The following is an 18,486-nucleotide window of genomic DNA, read 5'->3' as shown; positions in this document are numbered from 1 at the left end:
AATGAATTACTTTCCTATTTTCCTGGATGCGAAAAAGACGAATGTGTTAGTTGTGGGCGGCGGTGATATTGCCAGTGCTAAAATTGAGTTACTGATAAAAAGTCCGACAAGCGTAACGGTGGTGTCACCCAAAGTGTCAGCAAACGTACAAGCACTGATTGATGCAGATAAAATTAATTACATCGATGGTTATTATGAAAAGTCACAATTAGCCAATAAACAACTGGTATTTGTGGCAACGGAAAACCGCGTCTTAAATGAACAAATAAGTAAAGATGCATTGGATAATGGTGTGTTGGCCAATGTGGTCGACAATGCTGACTTGTGTCACTTTATTACACCGGCAATTATCGATCGTACTCCTATGGTTTTTGCCATGACCAGCTCTGGTCAGTCGCCGGTATTATTGCGTTATTGGCGAGAAAAACTAGAAACCATCATTCCACAATCACTTGGTAAACTGGCATCTTTTGCCGGAGAAAAGCGTCAATCGGTCAAAGATCACTTTACTAATTTTGCCAACCGCCGGTTATTTTGGGAAACATTTTTCAGTGGCACAGGTATCGAGCAGGGGGAAAATCTCGAGCACACGTTTAATACACAACTGGCCGATAGCGAGGATGTTGCTATGAGCCAGGCTGAACTATTGATTGTTGATACGCCACTGCACCCCGACTTGTTAACCTTAGGTGCAGTAAGAAATATGCAAAAAGCAGATAATATTGTGCATGATTTGGATGTTGGTAGCGTAATAATAGATTTATGCCGACGAGATGCGCCAAAAACAGTGTTAAATGAAGAAAATATGAATAAAGCTCTGACGCTATTAAAGCAAGGCAAGCGAGTCTGTTATCTTAACAATGTTAATTCAATGCTAAGCCAAACACTTGTCAATGAGGCCAAGCAGATGAATTGCCAAGTGTTCAACTTTTCATCGGCGGCAGCGATATAAGTAAAAGAACTAATACCAAGTAGGTTATTTCGCCTACTTGGTAATTTATCCTAATTGCTGAAATCGGTTTACAAGTTTATCGCTTGATTACTGCCAAGCCCTGGACCGTAAACTATCGCGTTTAGTAGCAACCTTGCTGTACCTTTGGTTGCCCCTCTAAAGTTCGGCGAATTAGCAAACATTATCACTTGGCCATTGCCTTTTCTATCGCGGGTCAAGTACGCTGAATTACTAATACGCTGAGCCGCTTCTGGCCAAACTAACCCACTCATGCGTAGGTATAAATCTTTGCCCTCAGGGATAGTTGACCAACCGATTAAGCGTTCTTTGGCTTTCGGGTTATCGATCAATACCCCGTAGCGAACAATGGCGCTGGCAGGTCGCTTACTCATTAATTGCGGTGAGTTATCGATTAATACCGGTAATATCTCGTTTACGCCATACGTAAGCCAGCTCTTTTGATCTGTGCGAGTACCGACAAGTGCTCCTGAAGGCATGAATTGTGACGTCCACGCATCCCATCGGGTTAATTGCTCTTTATTCATCGGCTTTAATTCGTCAAGATTTTGCCATGGATACCAGATGGAATCAGCCACAACGTGATTCGCCAGAACGTCCTGATTAGATACACTGGTTTGTTTTGCAAGCCACTCTTTATAAAGCGCAATATTATAATCTTGCATATTTTCGAATGAATCAGCTAACAATGTGGTGCTGGTAAAATCTTTAGTTTTAGCCAGTTGAACTGTTGAATTACCAGTTACGATAAGTGTGCCACCGGCTTTAACCCAAGTATCAATAGCACTTACATTGCCTGCACTAAGCTCTCCATACCAACGACCTGGTATTATTAATACGTTATAAGAGCGTAAATCCATAGAGTTAAACAATTCTTGGCTCAAATGAGAATGACGTACGCCTAATTCTGTATCTAACATGTGCCAAATATGGCCATAATCATAAGGACTAATGCCCGTTTGGGTAAGCATAGCGATTTGCGGACGTTTTAATAATTTAAAATGTTCGCCGCCAATATCTGGTAAGTCTTCTTCGCCCAAGCCCTGGCTAATTGCCCGTACTTGTACGCCAGTATCTTTAGCCGTAGTTTCAATTATGCTTAATAGCTGCGTTGAATTTTTATTATCATGCACAGTCACAACAATAGAACCGCGACTGAATTCCACCTCGTTAAATAAGCCTTTACGGTCTAATGCCCTTACTTGTACACCTTGTTCTAATAAACGCGCAGCGTAACCAACAGAAGCATCATTAGCGCCATCAACAATATAAGCGATAGTATTTTCTAAAGCGATAGTAGATGAGGTCTCTTCGCGTGCCAATTTAGATAAACCACTTTGCAGGTGTTGGTCAACTTCTAGTGCATCTAAACCGTATAGCATCGTTAAGTTCCAAGCAGTAGCATCATACATTACCGAGCTACCGTCACGCAGGGTTTTCTGTCTCTCTTCTAATATGACCTGCTCTTTAATTTTTGCATCAAATTCTAGAATTGCTGCAATTAAAGGTGCATCATATTGACGATTAGGGATAATGATTGAGGCAGCAGGTATGGTAGTAGAATTTAACTTTTGACCAAGTTGGTTTGTCGCATTACGTACCTTTAGTTCAGTCTTGTTGGTGTAGTATTCGATACCCTGCAAATCCATAAGATCTAGAAATTTATTGAGTCGAGACTGATTTTTTGTTGGTAAAACAACAAAGCTTTTATTTGCATAAATACTTGATTTAGCCACATGGTTTTTTCTGTTTTTAACAAAGTCGGTAAAGATTTTTTCGCGATGATTGCTTAATGTAGTTAAGTTTGTCATCGAACTATAAAATTGGTGATGAACCGATTTTTTATAACTGCGTATTTGACCATTTTCAAGCCTTACACCGTCTTCAGCTGTACGCGCTTGTTCATACAAAATATGAATAGAGCCTTTATATTCTGAATAATTTGAATATCCCGGATATAAATTTTCAAACCATTCGCCGGTATAATAAGGCCAAGACTTCTTGTCAAAAGCAGCGGCTTGTTCACTGGCAAATACTTTACTCCATTGATTAATACTTGGAGCAATATGTTCATTAATAGGCTCACGCGGTGGGCCAAACAAGAACGTATCCAAAGCGCCCATTTCATGCCCATCAATCATCAGCAATGGATACCATTGGTTGATAGCTTTAATACGACCGCGCGATTCTGGGTTCACCGCATAATAAAAATCACGGTTCAAATCAAAGTGATAATGGTTGGTTCGACCAAATGGCCAAACACCAGAGTGTAATAGCGATTGGGTATCAAAATTTGCGCTAGCGCTGCGATTTTGTTGCAATTGTTTGGTAAATCTAGCTCTTCCATCTGGGTTCATCATTGGATCGACTAGCACTACAACATTATTTAAAAGAGCGTTAACGTTCTCATCTTCACTGGCGATTAAATGATAAATAAGCGCCAAAGAAGAGTCAGCGCCAGAAGATTCATTTCCATGAATAGAGTACGCCATCCATGCTGTAGCCGGAGTCTCTTTTATTAAGGCTTTTACTTGTTTGTTGGACAAGTCATCAGGTGTGCTGAGTTTGTCTATGTTGCTTTTAATGGTATCAATATTGGCAACATGCTCTTTACTGGAAATAATTAAGTAATGCAGCGGACGACCTTCATAGGTTCTTGCATATTCAATAATACTGGCGCGTTCACTTTCTTTAGCCCAAATATTTACCAAGGTATTAATTTGCTCTGGCGTTGCGGTTTTTTGACCAACTTCAAACCCTAAAAATTTTTCAGGGGACGTTATTGCACTGTTGTAAGTGCCCGTTAATATGTTTGGATACTCTGCCTGTGCTAAAGGGGTAGGCTTCATTACTTCGGTGCTTGTTGCGGTAAAGCTTGCACTGGCCAGTAATAGCCAAGATGTTAGCTGTTTAATGGATATCATAGATCCCTCTTATTGTTTTTTTAACCTAGTTTACTATATACCTAAATCGCGTTAAAAAGCGAGGTTCGGTATAAATGCTTGGTTATAAAGGCAATGTTTTTAATCACTTAGATCTTGCGCATATCTCCATACAATATAAAAACATAGTTTTTTATATTTATTTAACCTAAAAAGATAACACCTATGCACTATGCTTTAGCTGAATCTATTACCTATGTACAAAAGCCTTTGTTAGATGGGTATTTTCCCATTATGGGATGAGGAGATAATAATATGAAACGTTTTAAGATTCTTATGAGTTTTGCTGTCTCATTATTACTACCGTTTGCGGCACTATCTGCCGAGCCGAAAGAACCAGAAATGTACAGTTATGCAACATATTTTATGTGTGCACCTGATAAAGAGGCTGCGGCTGATGAACTAGTGGAGAACAGTTATGCTCCAATTTATGATGCTGCAGTAAAAGATGGCACAATATCCGGTTGGGGCTGGCTAGCACATCAAACTGGCGGCGAATGGCGACGCATTCTCTATCATGCTGCACCAAGTGTAAGTGGATTACTTAGTGCTCAGAAAAAGATGGGTGAAAAGTTAGATAAAGCCTTAGGCAAAGGCCCTGATGCTCTTATGACCGGTTGCACTAGTCATGTTGACTATATTTGGCAATTTGTTGCTGGCTCTAGACCTGCCAGTGATAACTCTCCTAGAGGTAAAGCAAGCATGTCAGTTTATATGGAATGTGACTTTACGACAGAAGAGAGAGCCGATGAAATTGTAAAAAAAGTCTTTGCGCCGGTATATAACGAATTTGTCGGCAAAGGACAGCTAACGTCTTGGGGGTGGCTTGCTCATGTTGTTGGGGGTAAATACAGAAAATTAGCCACAATGAGTGCTGAAAACTATGATGATTTATTAAAAGCACGGGCTGCTATACTTAATAAATTGTTTGTGGAAGGTGACAAACAAATTGGTGAAGAATTCAGTAGTATTTGTGGCTCACATGAAGACTACTTGTGGACAATCAAACAAGAAACATAATTGTTTTCCCCTAGAGTTTAGTTAAACCAAAGGAGCAAATTTGCTCCTTTTTTTTGCTCAAGGAAGAGCTATATGCAGAAATGCCATGGATGGCGTACTTTATGTTTTACTTCAGGGATGAAGGAATGCAAACCACCATGGAGGGTTTTAGGTTTGTAAATTCAGGGATGAAGGAATGCAAACCGCCATGGAAGGTTTCAGCTTTGTATATAATATATATCGATTCGTTGTTACTGATTTGTAACTTTCAAGGTTAAATTATAGTGTGTATTAACCCTTTGTGATAAAAGTTAACAGCCGGTTAGAATTTCTTCTGATTAACGAAGTGATCGGTTGAAATAAACATAAAATGCTACGGATAATTTTAGATTCATCATGACAACTAAACTACAACATCAATTAGATGCTTTAAAAAAAGAGCATTATGACTTAAAAGTTTTACAAGATGCTCTTTATGAATTATCCGAGTCAACTTTTACCAGTGGCAGTATCGAACAATTTTATCAACAAGTTCACCAAATAGTGAATACTTTCATCGATGCTCGAAACTTTTTTATTGCATTTACCAACGACAAAACTCAAACGTTAGATTTTAGTTATCATGTTGATGAAAAAGATACCCTAACAAACTATCAAATGCCGCAAAGTTACCTATCAGATTCTTTATCTAGACTGGTTCTAACTAGAGGCCGACCACTGTTAATGCAAGCCAAAAAGTTTGAGCGCCTGTTAGCCAAAGGTATTATTAAAGAAAGAGGCAATATGGCGGTTGACTGGCTAGGGGTACCGTTAATTAAAAATAATAATATTGTCGGGTTGATGGTTATACAAAGTTATAATAACGATGTGAGATATAAAGCCATTGATAAAGAGATAATGTCTATTACTGGCCAGCATATAATTTCTGCACTTTCACGATTTGAATATAAAGAACAATTACAGTATGACGTAAATATTCGAACTCGAGAACTGGAAGAGAAAATTGGCGAAATAGAAAAGATAGAAGCCGCTAAACAATCACTGTATGAAATATCGGATTTAAGTCAGGCAAATTTAGATTTAGAAACCTTTTATAAAGAAGTTCATACTGTAATTGGAAAATATTTATTCGCAGATAATTTTTATATAGCCAGGGTATGTGAGAAGAGAGAGACCTTACGTTTTGCCTATTTTGCAGACTCAGCAATCAATGATCATGAAAGTCTGTTTAGCCCAAGAAAATTTGGCCAAGGGTTGACGGATTATTTAATTAATAGTGGTCAACCACAGTTATTATCAAAGCAACACATTAGGGAGTTAATTCGTACCAAAGTTGTTGATATCAAGTCAGGTGAAGCTCACTCTTGGCTTGGAGTACCGTTATATAAACATGGTGAAATCATTGGCGCTATGGTTGTGCAAAGCTATTCAAAGGCATTCAGTTACAGTGATAAAGATGCCGATTTTTTGAATTTTGTTTCTCAACATGTCTCAATTGCGTTATTTCAACGGGAATTGGCAATATTACAGCAACAATCTCGAGATGAACTAGAGATTAAAGTGAAGCAGCGAACCGAAGAGCTTGTTGAAGAAATTACCCAGCGGCAACTTGCTGAACAACAATTAAAGTATTCTGCAAACCATGACAGCTTAACTGAATTACCCAATCGTTCTTATTTTAATAAAATTCTTGAGCATAAAATTGCTAATGTTAATGAGAATAAAAATTATAACTTTGCTTTATTATTCATAGATCTTGATCGCTTTAAAACGGTAAATGATTCTTTAGGGCATCACGCTGGTGATAAGTTACTAAAAAATGTAGCCAATAAGATAAAAAAACTGATCCGCAATAATGATATTTTAGCGCGTTTAGGTGGTGATGAGTTCGTTGTATTATTAGATGAAATTCCAAGCATAAATGTTGGTATTAGAGTCTCGGATGAAATTATAGAAACTCTGTCACAGCATATATATATCAACGAAAGTATGATTAATATTGGTGCAAGTATTGGTATTGTTGCTAGTAACCAACACTATAGCAACGCAGAAGATATGTTGCGGGATGCCGATACCGCAATGTATAAGGCAAAAGAGTTTGGTAAAGGTCGCTATGAATTATTTAATAGTAATATGCACCATGAACTTTTAGCCTCGATAAAGTTAGAATTAGACATTAAAACCGCGATTAAAAATCAGGAATTTATTCCTTATTTTCAACCCATTTATAACTTGAACGAAAATAAAATAGTTGGCTTTGAAGCCTTGGCACGCTGGCAATCAAGTGAACGAGGGTTAACATACCCCAACGAATTTATAGCTAAAGCAGAAGAAACAGGTTTAATTCACAATATTGATTTAGAAATCATAGAACAATCCGCTAAAATCCTTAGGCTTTGGCAAAAAAAGTTTAAAAATGACAAGCTGTTTATTACCTGTAACTTATTTAGCGGCCACTTTATCAATAGTGATCTAACTCTCCACATAAGTAGGATTATCTCGAAGTATCAAATTCCGAAAAATTCATTGCGCTTAGAGTTAACCGAAAGAGCATTGCTTGAAAATGGCGATTTGGTTAATGAAAACATGACTAAACTAAAGGAATTAGGGGTTAAATTATTACTTGATGATTTTGGTACCGGTTACTCTTCATTAAGTTATTTGTATAAATTTCCCTTTGATACCTTAAAAATTGATCGGTCGTTTATAAATAATATGCGCGAAGATAAAAAACAAGCAGTGATGATTAAAACTATCATTGATATGGCAGAGCATTTAGGAATGTCAGTTGTTGCTGAGGGAATAGAGCATGAAAGTGAAGTTAGGGTGTTAACTGAGATGGGGTGTCAATCGGGGCAGGGTTTTTATTATTCAAAACCTTTAGCTCAAACTGAGATTGAACAGGTTATTCAATCTCATATTTAAAAGCCTTTACTAAACTACGTTAAATAAACGCAAAGGCATCGGCATACATGTGCTCTTTAATGCCGCCATGCTCTATAAATTCACTTCTTAAAAAACCTACCATATCAAAACGGCCAGCCATGTAAATGTCGTATGGCTCTAAGCTAATTACATCATGCAATAAAGGTTCATGTACTTTACCGACTCTGCCTTGCCAATTTTCATCAGGTGTTTCCACAACCGGCATAAATTGACCATGGCTTAGCTGATCCACCAAGGCTTGTGTTTCATCTAATTGATAACATGCGCTGGTATCTCTTAATCCCCAGTACACAAGCACTGGTTGTTGAGCTTTGCGGCTTACCAAATCGCCAAGGATAGATTTTATGTATGAAAATCCCGTGCCTCCAGCTAAAAGAATGATAGGGCGCAGACTATCTGTTCGTAATTGTGCTTGCCCGCCGGGCATTTCAACCGTTACGTTGTTATTGTTTTGTATATGTTCAATAACTTGCATTGCCCAGCCGTCGGCAGCAAAAGCACCTATTTGTAATTCAATTAGCTCAGAACCAGGGCTTGAAGCAATGGAGAAAGGACGCTTATCGTCTTCACTCATAACAAAATTTAGGTATTGCCCTGCAGAAAAGCTAACGCTTTGATCTGGTTTTAATAATACTTGAAAAACATTATCAGTTAACGGTGTTAATGATTGCACTTGGCAATTTATGGTATTCATTATTTGTTTCTTAAATTTGTCTATTAATCTTGTGGTTCGTTAGTATCTAAGTTTAGGTCGAAAATATTTAATTCGTCCCAAATATCATCCACATGCTGTTTAATTTCGTCGGTCATGGTAATTGGCTCACCCCATTCCCGGTCAGTTTCACCAGGCCATTTGTTAGTGGCGTCCATCCCCATCTTTGATCCCAAACCTGATACTGGAGAAGCAAAGTCAAGGTAATCAATAGGAGTGTTTTCTACTAAAACAGTATCTCGAGCTGGATCCATTCGCGTTGTCATTGCCCAAATAACATCCTTCCAATCTCGGGCATTTACATCGTCATCACATACAATGACGAATTTGGTATACATGAACTGGCGTAAAAATGACCACACCCCCATCATCACGCGTTTTGCATGGCCGGGATATTGCTTTTTCATGGTGACTACTGCCATTCGATATGAACAACCTTCAGGCGGTAAATAAAAGTCGACTATCTCAGGAAACTGTTTTTGTATAATAGGCACAAACACTTCATTTAAGGCAACACCTAATATAGCGGGCTCATCAGGTGGACGGCCAGTATACGTGCTGTGATATATAGGGTCTTTACGATGGGTAATATGGGTTACGGTCATTACCGGGAAGTTATCTACTTCATTGTAATAACCTGTATGATCACCATAAGGGCCTTCTGGCGCCACTTCATCTGGATCTAAGTAGCCTTCGAGTATAATTTCAGCGGTAGCCGGTACTTCCAGATCATTACTGATACTTTTAACGACTTCGGTTTTGCTACCACGAAGTAGGCCGGCAAAGGCATACTCTGATAATGTATCTGGTACTGGAGTTACCGCGCCAAGCGTTGTTGCTGGATCGGCACCTAAAGCAACAGAAACCGGATATTTCTCACCTGGAAATTTCTTTTTAAAGTCTTGAAAGTCGAGCGCTCCGCCTCGGTGAGACAACCAACGCATGATAATTTTATTTGGCCCAAGTAATTGTTGGCGATAAATACCTAAGTTTTGTCGTTCTTTTTCAGGCCCTCGTGTAACCGTTAAACCCCAGGTAATTAGTGGAGCAACATCACCAGGCCAACAAGTTTGAATGGGTAATTTAGTTAAATCAACATCGTCACCAGAAATGATCACTTCCTGACAATCCGCTTTTTTCAAGCGTTTAGTTGGCATATTCAATACTTGCTTAAACACCGGCAACTTATCAAAGGCATCTTTAAAGCCTCTTGGCGGCTCTGGCTCTTTCAGCATGGCCAAAAGTTTGCCAACGTCACGAAGTGCGGTTACATCTTTTTGTCCCATTGCTAATGCAACACGTTCAGGCGTACCAAATAAATTGGTAAGCACAGGCATGTCGTATCCTATAGGGTTTTCAAATAGCAAAGCCGGACCTTCTGCGCGCAATGTGCGATCGCTAATTTCAGTCATTGCTAAGTCTGTCGAGATAGGTTGTGTTATACGTTTTAACTGGCCAATTTTTTCTAATTGAGCAATAAAATCGCGTAGATCCTTATATTTCATAATCTTATACAAGTATTTGTTTGTCGGCATTATACCTGTAAGTAATAGCAATTTGAATTATTTAACAATCAAGCTTAGTCTCAATAGTATTAAACTGAGAGGAAACAATATGAAAACAACAATTATTACTCTATTTACCCTGCTCTTTATCGCCTGTAGTGCATACGCTAAGGAGAGTTGTACAGAGGCGGAATATAAGCAATTTGATTTTTGGTTAGGTGAATGGCAAGTCACTAATCCAGAAAATGATCAGGTAAGCGAGAGTAAAATTTCTAAGATTTTAGGCGGTTGTGTACTGCTTGAAGAATATAAAACCCCTTCAGGTTTTCAAGGGACAAGCTTAAATATTTATAATAAACAACAGAAAACTTGGCACCAGTCCTGGACCGATAATAGTGGTTTGTTATTACAGCTTAATGGTGGGTTAGTTAATGGCGCTATGATATTAGAGGGGGCTATTACTGACGACAAGGGTAAAAAGCTATTGCAAAAGATAACTTGGAGTTTATTGGAAAATAATAACGTTAGACAACATTGGCAGCAAAGTGTTGATGCCGGGAGTTCATGGGTGACTCTATTTGACGGAACATATACCCGTATCTAGATTTTGGTATATATCCTTAAAAAATAACGATTTTTATCAATATGGTTAAGTTAGTTAACCGAATATTTACGATAAGTTACCATGACATTAATTGGATCCACTGCTAGAGTAAATGCAACTTTAGAAGAAATAAAAAAGTGAAACTATGAAAACACTAAATAAAGCCCTGTTTACGGGCCTTAGCTTAGTCGCTGCTGCTACCTTAGTTGGTTGTGGCGGTTCTGAAGCTAAAAAAGCGCAAGCACCATTTGTAGAGATCAACAAAGACCCTTACCCGAGTACTTATAAAGCTTTACCAAGCGTTGCTACTTTAATTACTAATGCCAATGTATATGATGGTATTGGTGGTTTTTTTGAAAATACTTCGGTATTGCTTGCCGATGGTAAAATTAAAGCGATTGGCAACTCTATAAAAGCTGCTGATGATGTAAAAGTTGTAGATGGAAAGGGTAAGTGGATTACTCCCGGTATTATTGATGTACACAGTCATCTAGGTGTATATGCTACGCCAGATACAGGTTCTCATTCTGATGGTAACGAAATGGTTAAGCCGGTAACTGCTGCTGTTTGGGCTGAACATTCAATTTTAGTGCAAGATCCAGGTTTCCGTCGCGCTTTAGCTGGTGGTGTTACGTCGATGCAAATTTTACCTGGCTCAGGTAACTTAATTGGTGGTCGTGGGGTTACCGTTAAAAATTTACCTAATCGTGTTATCCAAGACATGAAATTTCCAGATGCGCCTTATGGCTTGAAAATGGCTTGTGGTGAGAATCCAAAACGCGTGTATGGCAAAAAAGGTGGGCCAATGACTCGTATGGGTAATGTTGCTGGTTATCGTCAAGCATGGGCTGATGCTGAAAATTATCAGCGTTCATGGGACAAATACAAAGCAGATTATGAAGCAGGTAAAGATGCTAAAGCGCCAAAACGTGATTTGAATCTAGATACTTTAGCCGGTGTATTACGCGGTGATATTTTAGTTCATATGCATTGTTATCGTGCCGATGATATGGGCACCATGATAGATGTAATGAAAGAGTTTAATTACCAAATTGCCTCTTTCCAACACGCCGTTGAATCGTACAAAATTGCAGATAAATTAGCCGAAAATAATATTTGTTCTGCTATGTGGGCCGATTGGTGGGGCTTTAAAATGGAAGCCTATGACGGTATTCGTGAAAACATTCCAATGGTTGCTAATGCAAAAGCCTGTGCAATAGTACATTCTGACAGTGACCAAGGTATTCAACGTTTAAATCAAGAAGCTGCAAAAGCGTTATCTGATGGTCAGCGTGCTGGCATCGATTTCAGCAAAGCGGATGCTTGGACTTGGTTAACAGCAAACCCTGCTAAGTCATTGGGTATTTTTGAACAGACTGGTTCGATTGAAGTAGGTAAAAATGCGGATGTTGTTATGTGGAGCAGCGAGCCTTTCTCAACTTATTCACAAGCTGAAATGGTCTTTATTGACGGTGGAGTAGCGTTTGATCGCAACAAACCAGAGACGTGGGCAGTAAGTGATTATGAGTTAGGACAAGTTGCAGAAGGAGATCACAAATGAGCAAATTAACTTTAAGCGCAATCGCAACAATAACAGCCCTTGCTTTCAGTGCTGGCGCACACGCTGAAAAAATTGCCATTATCGGTGGCACCGTGCATACCATGACAGCACAAGGGACAATTGAAGATGCAACAGTATTAATTGAAGACGGCAAAATCAGTAAAGTGATCGCGCAAGAAGTATCTACTGATGCCAGCTATCGCGTTATTGATGCGAAAGGTAAAGTGATAACACCAGGTTTTATTGGTGCGTATACGTCGCTTGGTTTAGTTGAAGTACCATCTTGGGCGGGTACAAATGACTCCAGTGTTGGAAAGTCAGATTTGCACGCCGCTTTAGATGCAACTGCTGCAGTAAACCCGGATACAACACTAAGAAATATTTCTCGCATCGAAGGTATTACCAGCGCAGCAACATCAATAGGTTACAGCGATACAATCTATAAAGGTCGTGGTGCTATCATTACTTTAGGTGATGATGTTGACCCTGTAATGAAAAAGCGTGCCTTTATGTCGATAGATTTATCAAATAGCGGTGCTGATGTTAGTGGTGGTAGTCGTGCAGCTCTTTGGCTAGACATTCGTAATGCGTTAAATGAAGCTATTTATGCACAAAGCATTACGTTTACTCCGCAAACTGAATGGCATGGCACGTTAAGTAAAGCCAATGTACAAGCGTTGATCCCGGTAATTAAAGGGGAAATGCCTTTATTAGTTAAAGTGCATCGTGCAAGTGATATTCGCCGTGTAATTAAACTTACTAAGAACTTCAAACGCTTAAACGTTACCCTAGTTGGTGCGAGTGAAGCTTGGCGAGTTGCCGATGAAGTTGCTGCTGCAGGCATGTCAGTGATACTAAACCCAGAATCAAACTTGCCTTATACGTTCGAGCAAAATGGCGCGACGTTAGCGAACGCTGCCCGTTTAAATGATGCTGGTGTTAACGTTGCTATTGGCATGAGCACGCATAACATTCGCCTTGCCCCTCAACATGCAGGTAATGCGGTAGCCAATGGTTTACCTTGGCAGGCAGGTCTTGCTTCTTTAACAACGGCACCAGCCAAAATTTATGGTATTGATAACCGAGTTGGTAGCATTAAAGCAGGTATGCAAGCAGACGTTGTCATTTGGTCTGGTGACCCTTTAGAAGTTATGCAGGCACCAACGAACGTTATTATTAATGGCGAAGAAGTACCATTAGAGTCACGTCAAACTAAGCTTCGTGATCGATATTTAAAAATTGATAACGAGAAACCACAGCAATATACACGTCCTTAATTATTTTAAGTACTTAAAATAAAAAGCCAGCGAAAGCTGGCTTTTTTGTATATGGAAATACTTATCCACGGCAGGCACGGACAGCCTTTAGAGTGGGCTTGTATATGGAAATACTTATCCACGACAGGCATGGACAGCCTTTAGAGTGGGCTTATAGAAATTAAAAATCTACTCTTTACTCGGCCCTTTAGCATTTAACTCGGCTTCTACTTGCGCCCAAGGGTTTACTTTTTCATTAGGATTAACTTTGCGATGGTTTTCTGGTGCTGTCTTGGTTGAACCAGCAACAGCATCATTAATATCTTTCATTTCTTGCGCGTTTAAATTACGCCATTGTCCCGGTTTTAAATTACCAAGCGAAATTGACATAATGCGTGTGCGGGATAATTTTGTAACTTCATAACCTAGGTATTCACACATTCGACGAATTTGTCGGTTTAAGCCTTGTGTTAATACAATTTTGAATACGAATTTACCAACCATGCTTACTTTACATGGTTTGGTAATCGTTCCTAAAATTGGTACGCCTCTGGCCATACGCTCAAGGAAACGTTCACTTATCGGTTGATCAACGGTTACCACATATTCTTTATCGTGGGCATTTTCAGCACGTAGGATTTTATTAACAATATCGCCATCGCTGGTTAAAAATATTAAACCTTCCGATGGTTTATCTAATCGACCAATAGGAAAAATGCGCTCTTTATGACCAATTGCATCAATAATATTGCCTCGTACATCAAGCTCAGTGGTACAGATAATACCAATTGGTTTGTTATAAGCGATATAAATACGATCAGATTTATTTTCTGGTGCCGCTGAAATTAACTTGCCTTCAACTTTTACCACATCGCCAGGCATTACTTTAGTGCCGAGCTCTGGTTGCTTGCCATTTATGGTCACTAAATTTTGTTCTATCAATTTATCAGCGCCGCGGCGTGAACAATACCCTGATTCACTAATATATTTATTTAGGCGTTTTCCGCTTTCTGTATTCAAGATCGATACCATTGGTTCAATTACATAGGTCAGAGGTAATTATCGCTTAAAATGAATAGATAATCTGCAAAAATCACATTATTTATTTACTGAGGTGAACACTGTTTATCTGCTCTTAACGTTTAAACAAATAATATATCGGACTATGAAAGCCAACGACACGTAGCCGTCAGTTCAGAATTATTAATCAGCCAATATGCTATTTAAGCGGTGCAAAATGGCGGTCTAACTTATTATCAAGCATCATTTGTTTGGTTTCTTCAGATAGACCGTTTACAGAAGCTATTGCAAACGCTTTTAGTATTAACGCAATTTCATAAGGGGATATATCTTCTTTTGGTTCAAATCGCTCTGCCATAATAGTAATTATGGTTGCTTTCGTTTCAACTTGTTCGGCAAGTTCATCGCGCTCACGCAGCATGTCAAAAAAGCTCATATGTACCCTCTACTTTGTCAAATGGTTAAATTGTCGAACCTTTTCTCATGGTCAAATTTTGAAATAGCTGATTCAGACTACATTTCAAACGTTAGTATAGCTTTAAAAATAAAAAACCCGGCAATTGCCGGGTTATTAAAAATTTACTTAATGGATCCCAAAATAAGTTTGGGATAATTCCTAATTGTTTGGAATTATTTTCGCATCATTGAACTGAAAAACTCTTTGTTCGTTTTCGTCATTGCTAACTTATCGATCATGAATTCCATTGCGTCAATTTCACCCATTTCGTGAACTATCTTACGTAATATCCACATTTTTTGTAGCTCATCTTGCTTGGTAAGCAACTCTTCACGACGAGTACCAGAGCGGTTAAAGTGAATAGCAGGGAATACACGTTTTTCAGCAATTTTGCGAGAAAGGTGTAATTCCATATTACCTGTACCTTTAAACTCTTCGTAGATAACTTCATCCATTTTAGAACCGGTATCGACTAGTGCTGTAGCAATAATTGTTAAACTACCACCTTCTTCAATATTACGTGCAGCACCAAAGAAACGCTTAGGACGGTGTAAAGCATTTGCATCAACACCACCAGTTAAGATTTTACCTGATGATGGAATTACTGTGTTATAAGCACGAGCTAAACGTGTAATTGAATCAAGTAAGATAACCACGTCTTTTTTATGTTCTGTTAAACGTTTTGCTTTTTCAATAACCATTTCAGCTACTTGTACATGGCGGCTAGCTGGTTCATCAAATGTTGAAGCAATAACTTCGCCTTTAACTAGGCGTTGCATCTCAGTAACTTCTTCTGGACGCTCATCGATAAGTAATACCATTAATTCACATTCAGGGTGATTATGGGCGATACTTTGAGCGATGTTTTGTAGTAATAATGTTTTACCCGCTTTTGGTGGGGCAACAATTAGCCCACGTTGTCCTTTACCTATAGGAGATGCCAAATCTAATACACGGGCAGTAATATCTTCAGTACTGCCATTACCACGTTCCATGGTTAAGCGTTCATTTGGGTGGATAGGAGTAAGGTTTTCAAAAAGAATTTTATTGCGAGAATTTTCAGGTCGGTCAAAGTTAACTTCGTTGACTTTTAGTAAAGCAAAATAACGTTCGCCATCTTTCGGAGGTCTAATTTTACCGAATACAGAATCACCGGTACGTAAGCTGAATCGTCTGATTTGGCTTGGTGAAACGTAGATATCATCTGGGCCTGCTAAGAAAGAAGAATCTGCCGATCGTAAGAAACCAAAGCCATCTTGTAAAATTTCTAAAACACCACCGCCAAAAATGTCTTCGCCGCTTTTTGCGTGGGATTTTAATATTGCGAAAATGACGTCTTGTTTGCGGGTACGGGCTAAATGTTCCAGTTTCATCGATTCAGCGAGTTTGATTAATTCGCCAATGGATTTATCTTTGAGTTCGATTAGATTCATATTTGATGGGTCTTTGTGATGTTATTAAGTTTTTGCTTAAGTTTATTTTGCATTGCTCTCGTTTAAAACAGGCTAAAGAACTTGCCAAAGTGAGAGAGTTAAGAATTTGGATCGGTATGATTAATACCAGTTTGTATAAATTAGCACTAAATCTAGAATAGGTAAAGTAACTGCTTAATAATGAGGCAACTTTTGTTTATAAAAACGAAAAAAGGCCAACTTTTGTTGACCTTTTTAACATTTAAGTCGCAATTATACGTTTGCGTCTAAAAATTCTTTTAATTGGTTTTTAGAAAGCGCACCAACTTTAGTATCGGCAACAGCACCATCTTTAAACAATAATAATGTTGGAATGCCGCGGATACCGTACTTTGGTGGAGTGCCAGAGTTTTGATCGATATTTAATTTAGCAACGGTTACTTTGCCATCATATTCTTCAGCGATTTCTGAAAGGATCGGAGCGATCATTTTACATGGACCACACCACTCAGCCCAAAAGTCTACTAAAACTGGGGCCGAAGCATTAATTACATCAGCATCAAAGCTGTCATCTGTTAGCTGAACAATTTTATCGCTCATTTTTCTCTCCGTTAAATTGGCAAATCGCCATAATAATGTATTTTTGCCCTGTACTATGTTGGGCTATGTTTATCGATATTGGGATTATTTGCAAGAAATACAAGTCTATTTTTTATATTCCTAATTGTAATAGCTAATAAGTATTTAAATTTAACCCAATATCAATGAGATATTAGTTAATAGATAAACTAATTGTGTTATTCTATCGCCTATGAAAAAAACACACTTAACTGAAACAAAGTTTTCAAGTCTTGGTCTTGCTCCACAAGTAGTGACCGGATTAGAAACCATGGGCTTTCACTATTGTACTGAAATTCAGGAAAAATCATTACCGATTTTATTATCTGGTAAAGATATTGCTGGTCAGGCACAAACTGGTGAAGGCAAAACAATCGCCTTTCTTGCTGCGGTTTTTCATCATTTACTTAAAAATGACAAACCAGCACACAACCAGCCTCGAGCTATTATTATGGCGCCTACTCGTGAGTTGGCGATTCAAATACATAATGATGCCAAAGAGATGGCAAAAAGTTCAGGCTTACGTCTTGGCGTAGTTTATGGCGGAGAAGGCTATGAAAGCCAACGTCTAGAATTAGAGCAAGGAGTCGATATTGTTATCGGTACTTGTGGACGCTTGATTGACTATTTAAAGCAGGGTGTATACCAGCTTAATAATATCGAAGCTGTTGTACTTGATGAAGCTGACCGAATGTTCGATCTTGGCTTTATCAAAGATATCCGCTTTATGTTTAATCGCATGCCGGGTGCTAAAGAACGTTTAAATATGCTGTTTTCAGCAACGCTTTCGTTCAGAGTTAAAGAATTAGCCTTCGAACACATGAACGATCCTGAAAGTGTTGAGGTAGCGCCTGAGCAAAAAACTAATTTACGAATTTCAGAAGAGCTATTTTATCCGTCAAATGACGAAAAAATGGCACTGCTACAAACCATAATTGAAGAAGAATGGCCTGATAAAGCTATTATCTTTGCTAATACCAAGCATATTTGTGAAAGAGTTTGGGCGCATTTGCAAGCAGACAAACATCGTGTTGGTTTATTAACCGGTGATGTGGCACAAAACAAGCGTATTAAAATTCTTGAGCAGTTTACTAAAGGTCAATTAGATATTTTAGTGGCAACAGATGTGGCAGCACGTGGCTTACACATTCCAAGTGTTACCCATGTATTTAACTATGACTTGCCTGACGACTTTGAAGATTATGTACATCGTATTGGCCGTACTGGTCGAGCTGGTGCAACAGGTCATGCAATTAGTTTTGCTTGTGAAGACTCAGTGTTTAACTTGCCTGCGATTGAAGATTATATCGGGCATAGTTTGCCAGTAAGTAAATATGATTCTGAAGCGCTATTAACAGACTTACCTAAGCCTGCACACAGGCCTCGTCGTCATCAACCAAATGCCAACCGTGGCAAAGGTGGTCGACAAGGTAGTTCTAATAACCGTGGCCATCGTCGCCCTCATAATCCGAGATAGTTAAACG

General features: G+C 38.8%; 14 protein-coding genes. 7 read left to right on the top strand and 7 right to left on the bottom strand.

Annotated elements, in window-relative coordinates:
- The first annotated feature begins 1 nt into the window (after nt 1).
- Nucleotides 2-952: an NAD(P)-dependent oxidoreductase gene (locus tag RI845_RS17750; RefSeq protein ID WP_348387506.1), complete on the top strand. Its 951-nt coding sequence runs from the start codon at nt 2-4 to the stop codon at nt 950-952.
- A gap of 68 nt (nt 953-1,020) precedes the next feature.
- Here the strand turns inward: RI845_RS17750 and RI845_RS17745 are convergent, their stop codons facing one another.
- A complete protein-coding gene (locus RI845_RS17745) occupies nt 1,021-3,894 on the bottom strand; it encodes a M14 family metallopeptidase (RefSeq protein WP_348387505.1) in 2,874 nt (957 codons plus the stop codon).
- A 273-nt stretch (nt 3,895-4,167) separates the two neighbouring features.
- Here RI845_RS17745 and RI845_RS17740 point away from each other — a divergent pair, with 273 nt between their 5' ends.
- Nucleotides 4,168-4,932 (top strand): hypothetical protein, encoded by a 765-nt coding sequence (locus RI845_RS17740; RefSeq protein WP_348387504.1) that lies wholly within the window; start codon nt 4,168-4,170, stop codon nt 4,930-4,932.
- Nucleotides 4,933-5,307: 375 nt separating this feature from the next.
- Nucleotides 5,308-7,836, top strand: a complete 2,529-nt coding sequence (locus RI845_RS17735) for a bifunctional diguanylate cyclase/phosphodiesterase (protein WP_348387503.1) — start codon at nt 5,308-5,310, stop codon at nt 7,834-7,836.
- A gap of 19 nt (nt 7,837-7,855) precedes the next feature.
- Here the strand turns inward: RI845_RS17735 and fre are convergent, their stop codons facing one another.
- Nucleotides 7,856-8,551, bottom strand: a complete 696-nt coding sequence (gene fre, locus RI845_RS17730; RefSeq protein ID WP_348387502.1) for an NAD(P)H-flavin reductase — start codon at nt 8,549-8,551, stop codon at nt 7,856-7,858.
- Nucleotides 8,552-8,574: 23 nt separating this feature from the next.
- Nucleotides 8,575-10,074: a 4-hydroxy-3-polyprenylbenzoate decarboxylase gene (gene ubiD, locus RI845_RS17725; protein ID WP_348387501.1), complete on the bottom strand. Its 1,500-nt coding sequence runs from the start codon at nt 10,072-10,074 to the stop codon at nt 8,575-8,577.
- A gap of 109 nt (nt 10,075-10,183) precedes the next feature.
- On the opposite strand from ubiD, the gene RI845_RS17720 reads away from it, so the two are divergent.
- The 3 genes from RI845_RS17720 (at nt 10,184) to RI845_RS17710 (ending at nt 13,516) form a co-directional block, all read left to right on the top strand.
- The gene (locus tag RI845_RS17720) at nt 10,184-10,678 is read left to right on the top strand and encodes a hypothetical protein (RefSeq protein WP_348387500.1); all 495 of its coding nucleotides are present in this window, start codon (nt 10,184-10,186) and stop codon (nt 10,676-10,678) included.
- Nucleotides 10,679-10,823: 145 nt separating this feature from the next.
- The gene (locus RI845_RS17715) at nt 10,824-12,239 is read left to right on the top strand and encodes an amidohydrolase (protein WP_348387499.1); all 1,416 of its coding nucleotides are present in this window, start codon (nt 10,824-10,826) and stop codon (nt 12,237-12,239) included.
- A complete protein-coding gene (locus tag RI845_RS17710; RefSeq protein WP_348387498.1) occupies nt 12,236-13,516 on the top strand; it encodes an amidohydrolase family protein in 1,281 nt (426 codons plus the stop codon). The genes RI845_RS17715 and RI845_RS17710 overlap by 4 nt, the downstream gene beginning before the upstream one ends.
- Before the next feature lie 168 nt (nt 13,517-13,684).
- Here RI845_RS17710 and rluF read toward each other — a convergent pair whose 3' ends face one another.
- The 4 genes from rluF to trxA form a co-directional block, all read right to left on the bottom strand.
- Nucleotides 13,685-14,515 carry a 23S rRNA pseudouridine(2604) synthase RluF gene (gene rluF, locus RI845_RS17705; protein WP_348387497.1) on the bottom strand — a complete coding sequence of 277 codons (831 nt, stop codon included), beginning with the start codon at nt 14,513-14,515 and terminating at the stop codon, nt 13,685-13,687.
- A 199-nt stretch (nt 14,516-14,714) separates the two neighbouring features.
- Nucleotides 14,715-14,951, bottom strand: a complete 237-nt coding sequence (locus RI845_RS17700) for a hypothetical protein (protein WP_348387496.1) — start codon at nt 14,949-14,951, stop codon at nt 14,715-14,717.
- A gap of 194 nt (nt 14,952-15,145) precedes the next feature.
- On the bottom strand, nt 15,146-16,405 hold the full coding sequence (rho, locus tag RI845_RS17695) for a transcription termination factor Rho (RefSeq protein WP_348387495.1): 1,260 nt from the start codon (nt 16,403-16,405) through the stop codon (nt 15,146-15,148).
- Between the two features lie 252 nt (nt 16,406-16,657).
- On the bottom strand, nt 16,658-16,984 hold the full coding sequence (trxA, locus tag RI845_RS17690; RefSeq protein WP_348387494.1) for a thioredoxin TrxA: 327 nt from the start codon (nt 16,982-16,984) through the stop codon (nt 16,658-16,660).
- Between the two features lie 211 nt (nt 16,985-17,195).
- Between trxA and rhlB the strand changes: the two genes are divergently transcribed.
- Nucleotides 17,196-18,479: an ATP-dependent RNA helicase RhlB gene (gene rhlB / locus RI845_RS17685; protein ID WP_348387493.1), complete on the top strand. Its 1,284-nt coding sequence runs from the start codon at nt 17,196-17,198 to the stop codon at nt 18,477-18,479.
- The last annotated feature ends 7 nt before the right edge of the window (nt 18,480-18,486 follow it).

Origin of the sequence: Thalassotalea nanhaiensis (assembly GCF_031583575.1) — a bacterium.
Classification (GTDB): domain Bacteria; phylum Pseudomonadota; class Gammaproteobacteria; order Enterobacterales; family Alteromonadaceae; genus Thalassotalea_A; species Thalassotalea_A nanhaiensis.
Note: the sequence above shows the minus strand (reverse complement) of the source record. Positions and strands in the feature narration are given on the sequence as shown.

Excerpts from the sequence above, each read along its gene's own strand:
- RI845_RS17745 (WP_348387505.1), bottom strand. The coding sequence starts at position 3,894 with ATGATATCCATTAAACAGCTAACATCTTGGCTATTACTGGCCAGTGCA.
- RI845_RS17750 (WP_348387506.1), top strand. The coding sequence starts at position 2 with ATGAATTACTTTCCTATTTTCCTGGATGCGAAAAAGACGAATGTGTTA.
- rho (WP_348387495.1), bottom strand. The coding sequence starts at position 16,405 with ATGAATCTAATCGAACTCAAAGATAAATCCATTGGCGAATTAATCAAA.
- trxA (WP_348387494.1), bottom strand. The coding sequence starts at position 16,984 with ATGAGCGATAAAATTGTTCAGCTAACAGATGACAGCTTTGATGCTGAT.
- ubiD (WP_348387501.1), bottom strand. The coding sequence starts at position 10,074 with ATGAAATATAAGGATCTACGCGATTTTATTGCTCAATTAGAAAAAATT.
- rhlB (WP_348387493.1), top strand. The coding sequence starts at position 17,196 with ATGAAAAAAACACACTTAACTGAAACAAAGTTTTCAAGTCTTGGTCTT.
- RI845_RS17710 (WP_348387498.1), top strand. The coding sequence starts at position 12,236 with ATGAGCAAATTAACTTTAAGCGCAATCGCAACAATAACAGCCCTTGCT.
- RI845_RS17715 (WP_348387499.1), top strand. The coding sequence starts at position 10,824 with ATGAAAACACTAAATAAAGCCCTGTTTACGGGCCTTAGCTTAGTCGCT.
- RI845_RS17700 (WP_348387496.1), bottom strand. The coding sequence starts at position 14,951 with ATGAGCTTTTTTGACATGCTGCGTGAGCGCGATGAACTTGCCGAACAA.
- RI845_RS17720 (WP_348387500.1), top strand. The coding sequence starts at position 10,184 with ATGAAAACAACAATTATTACTCTATTTACCCTGCTCTTTATCGCCTGT.
- RI845_RS17740 (WP_348387504.1), top strand. The coding sequence starts at position 4,168 with ATGAAACGTTTTAAGATTCTTATGAGTTTTGCTGTCTCATTATTACTA.
- fre (WP_348387502.1), bottom strand. The coding sequence starts at position 8,551 with ATGAATACCATAAATTGCCAAGTGCAATCATTAACACCGTTAACTGAT.
- RI845_RS17735 (WP_348387503.1), top strand. The coding sequence starts at position 5,308 with ATGACAACTAAACTACAACATCAATTAGATGCTTTAAAAAAAGAGCAT.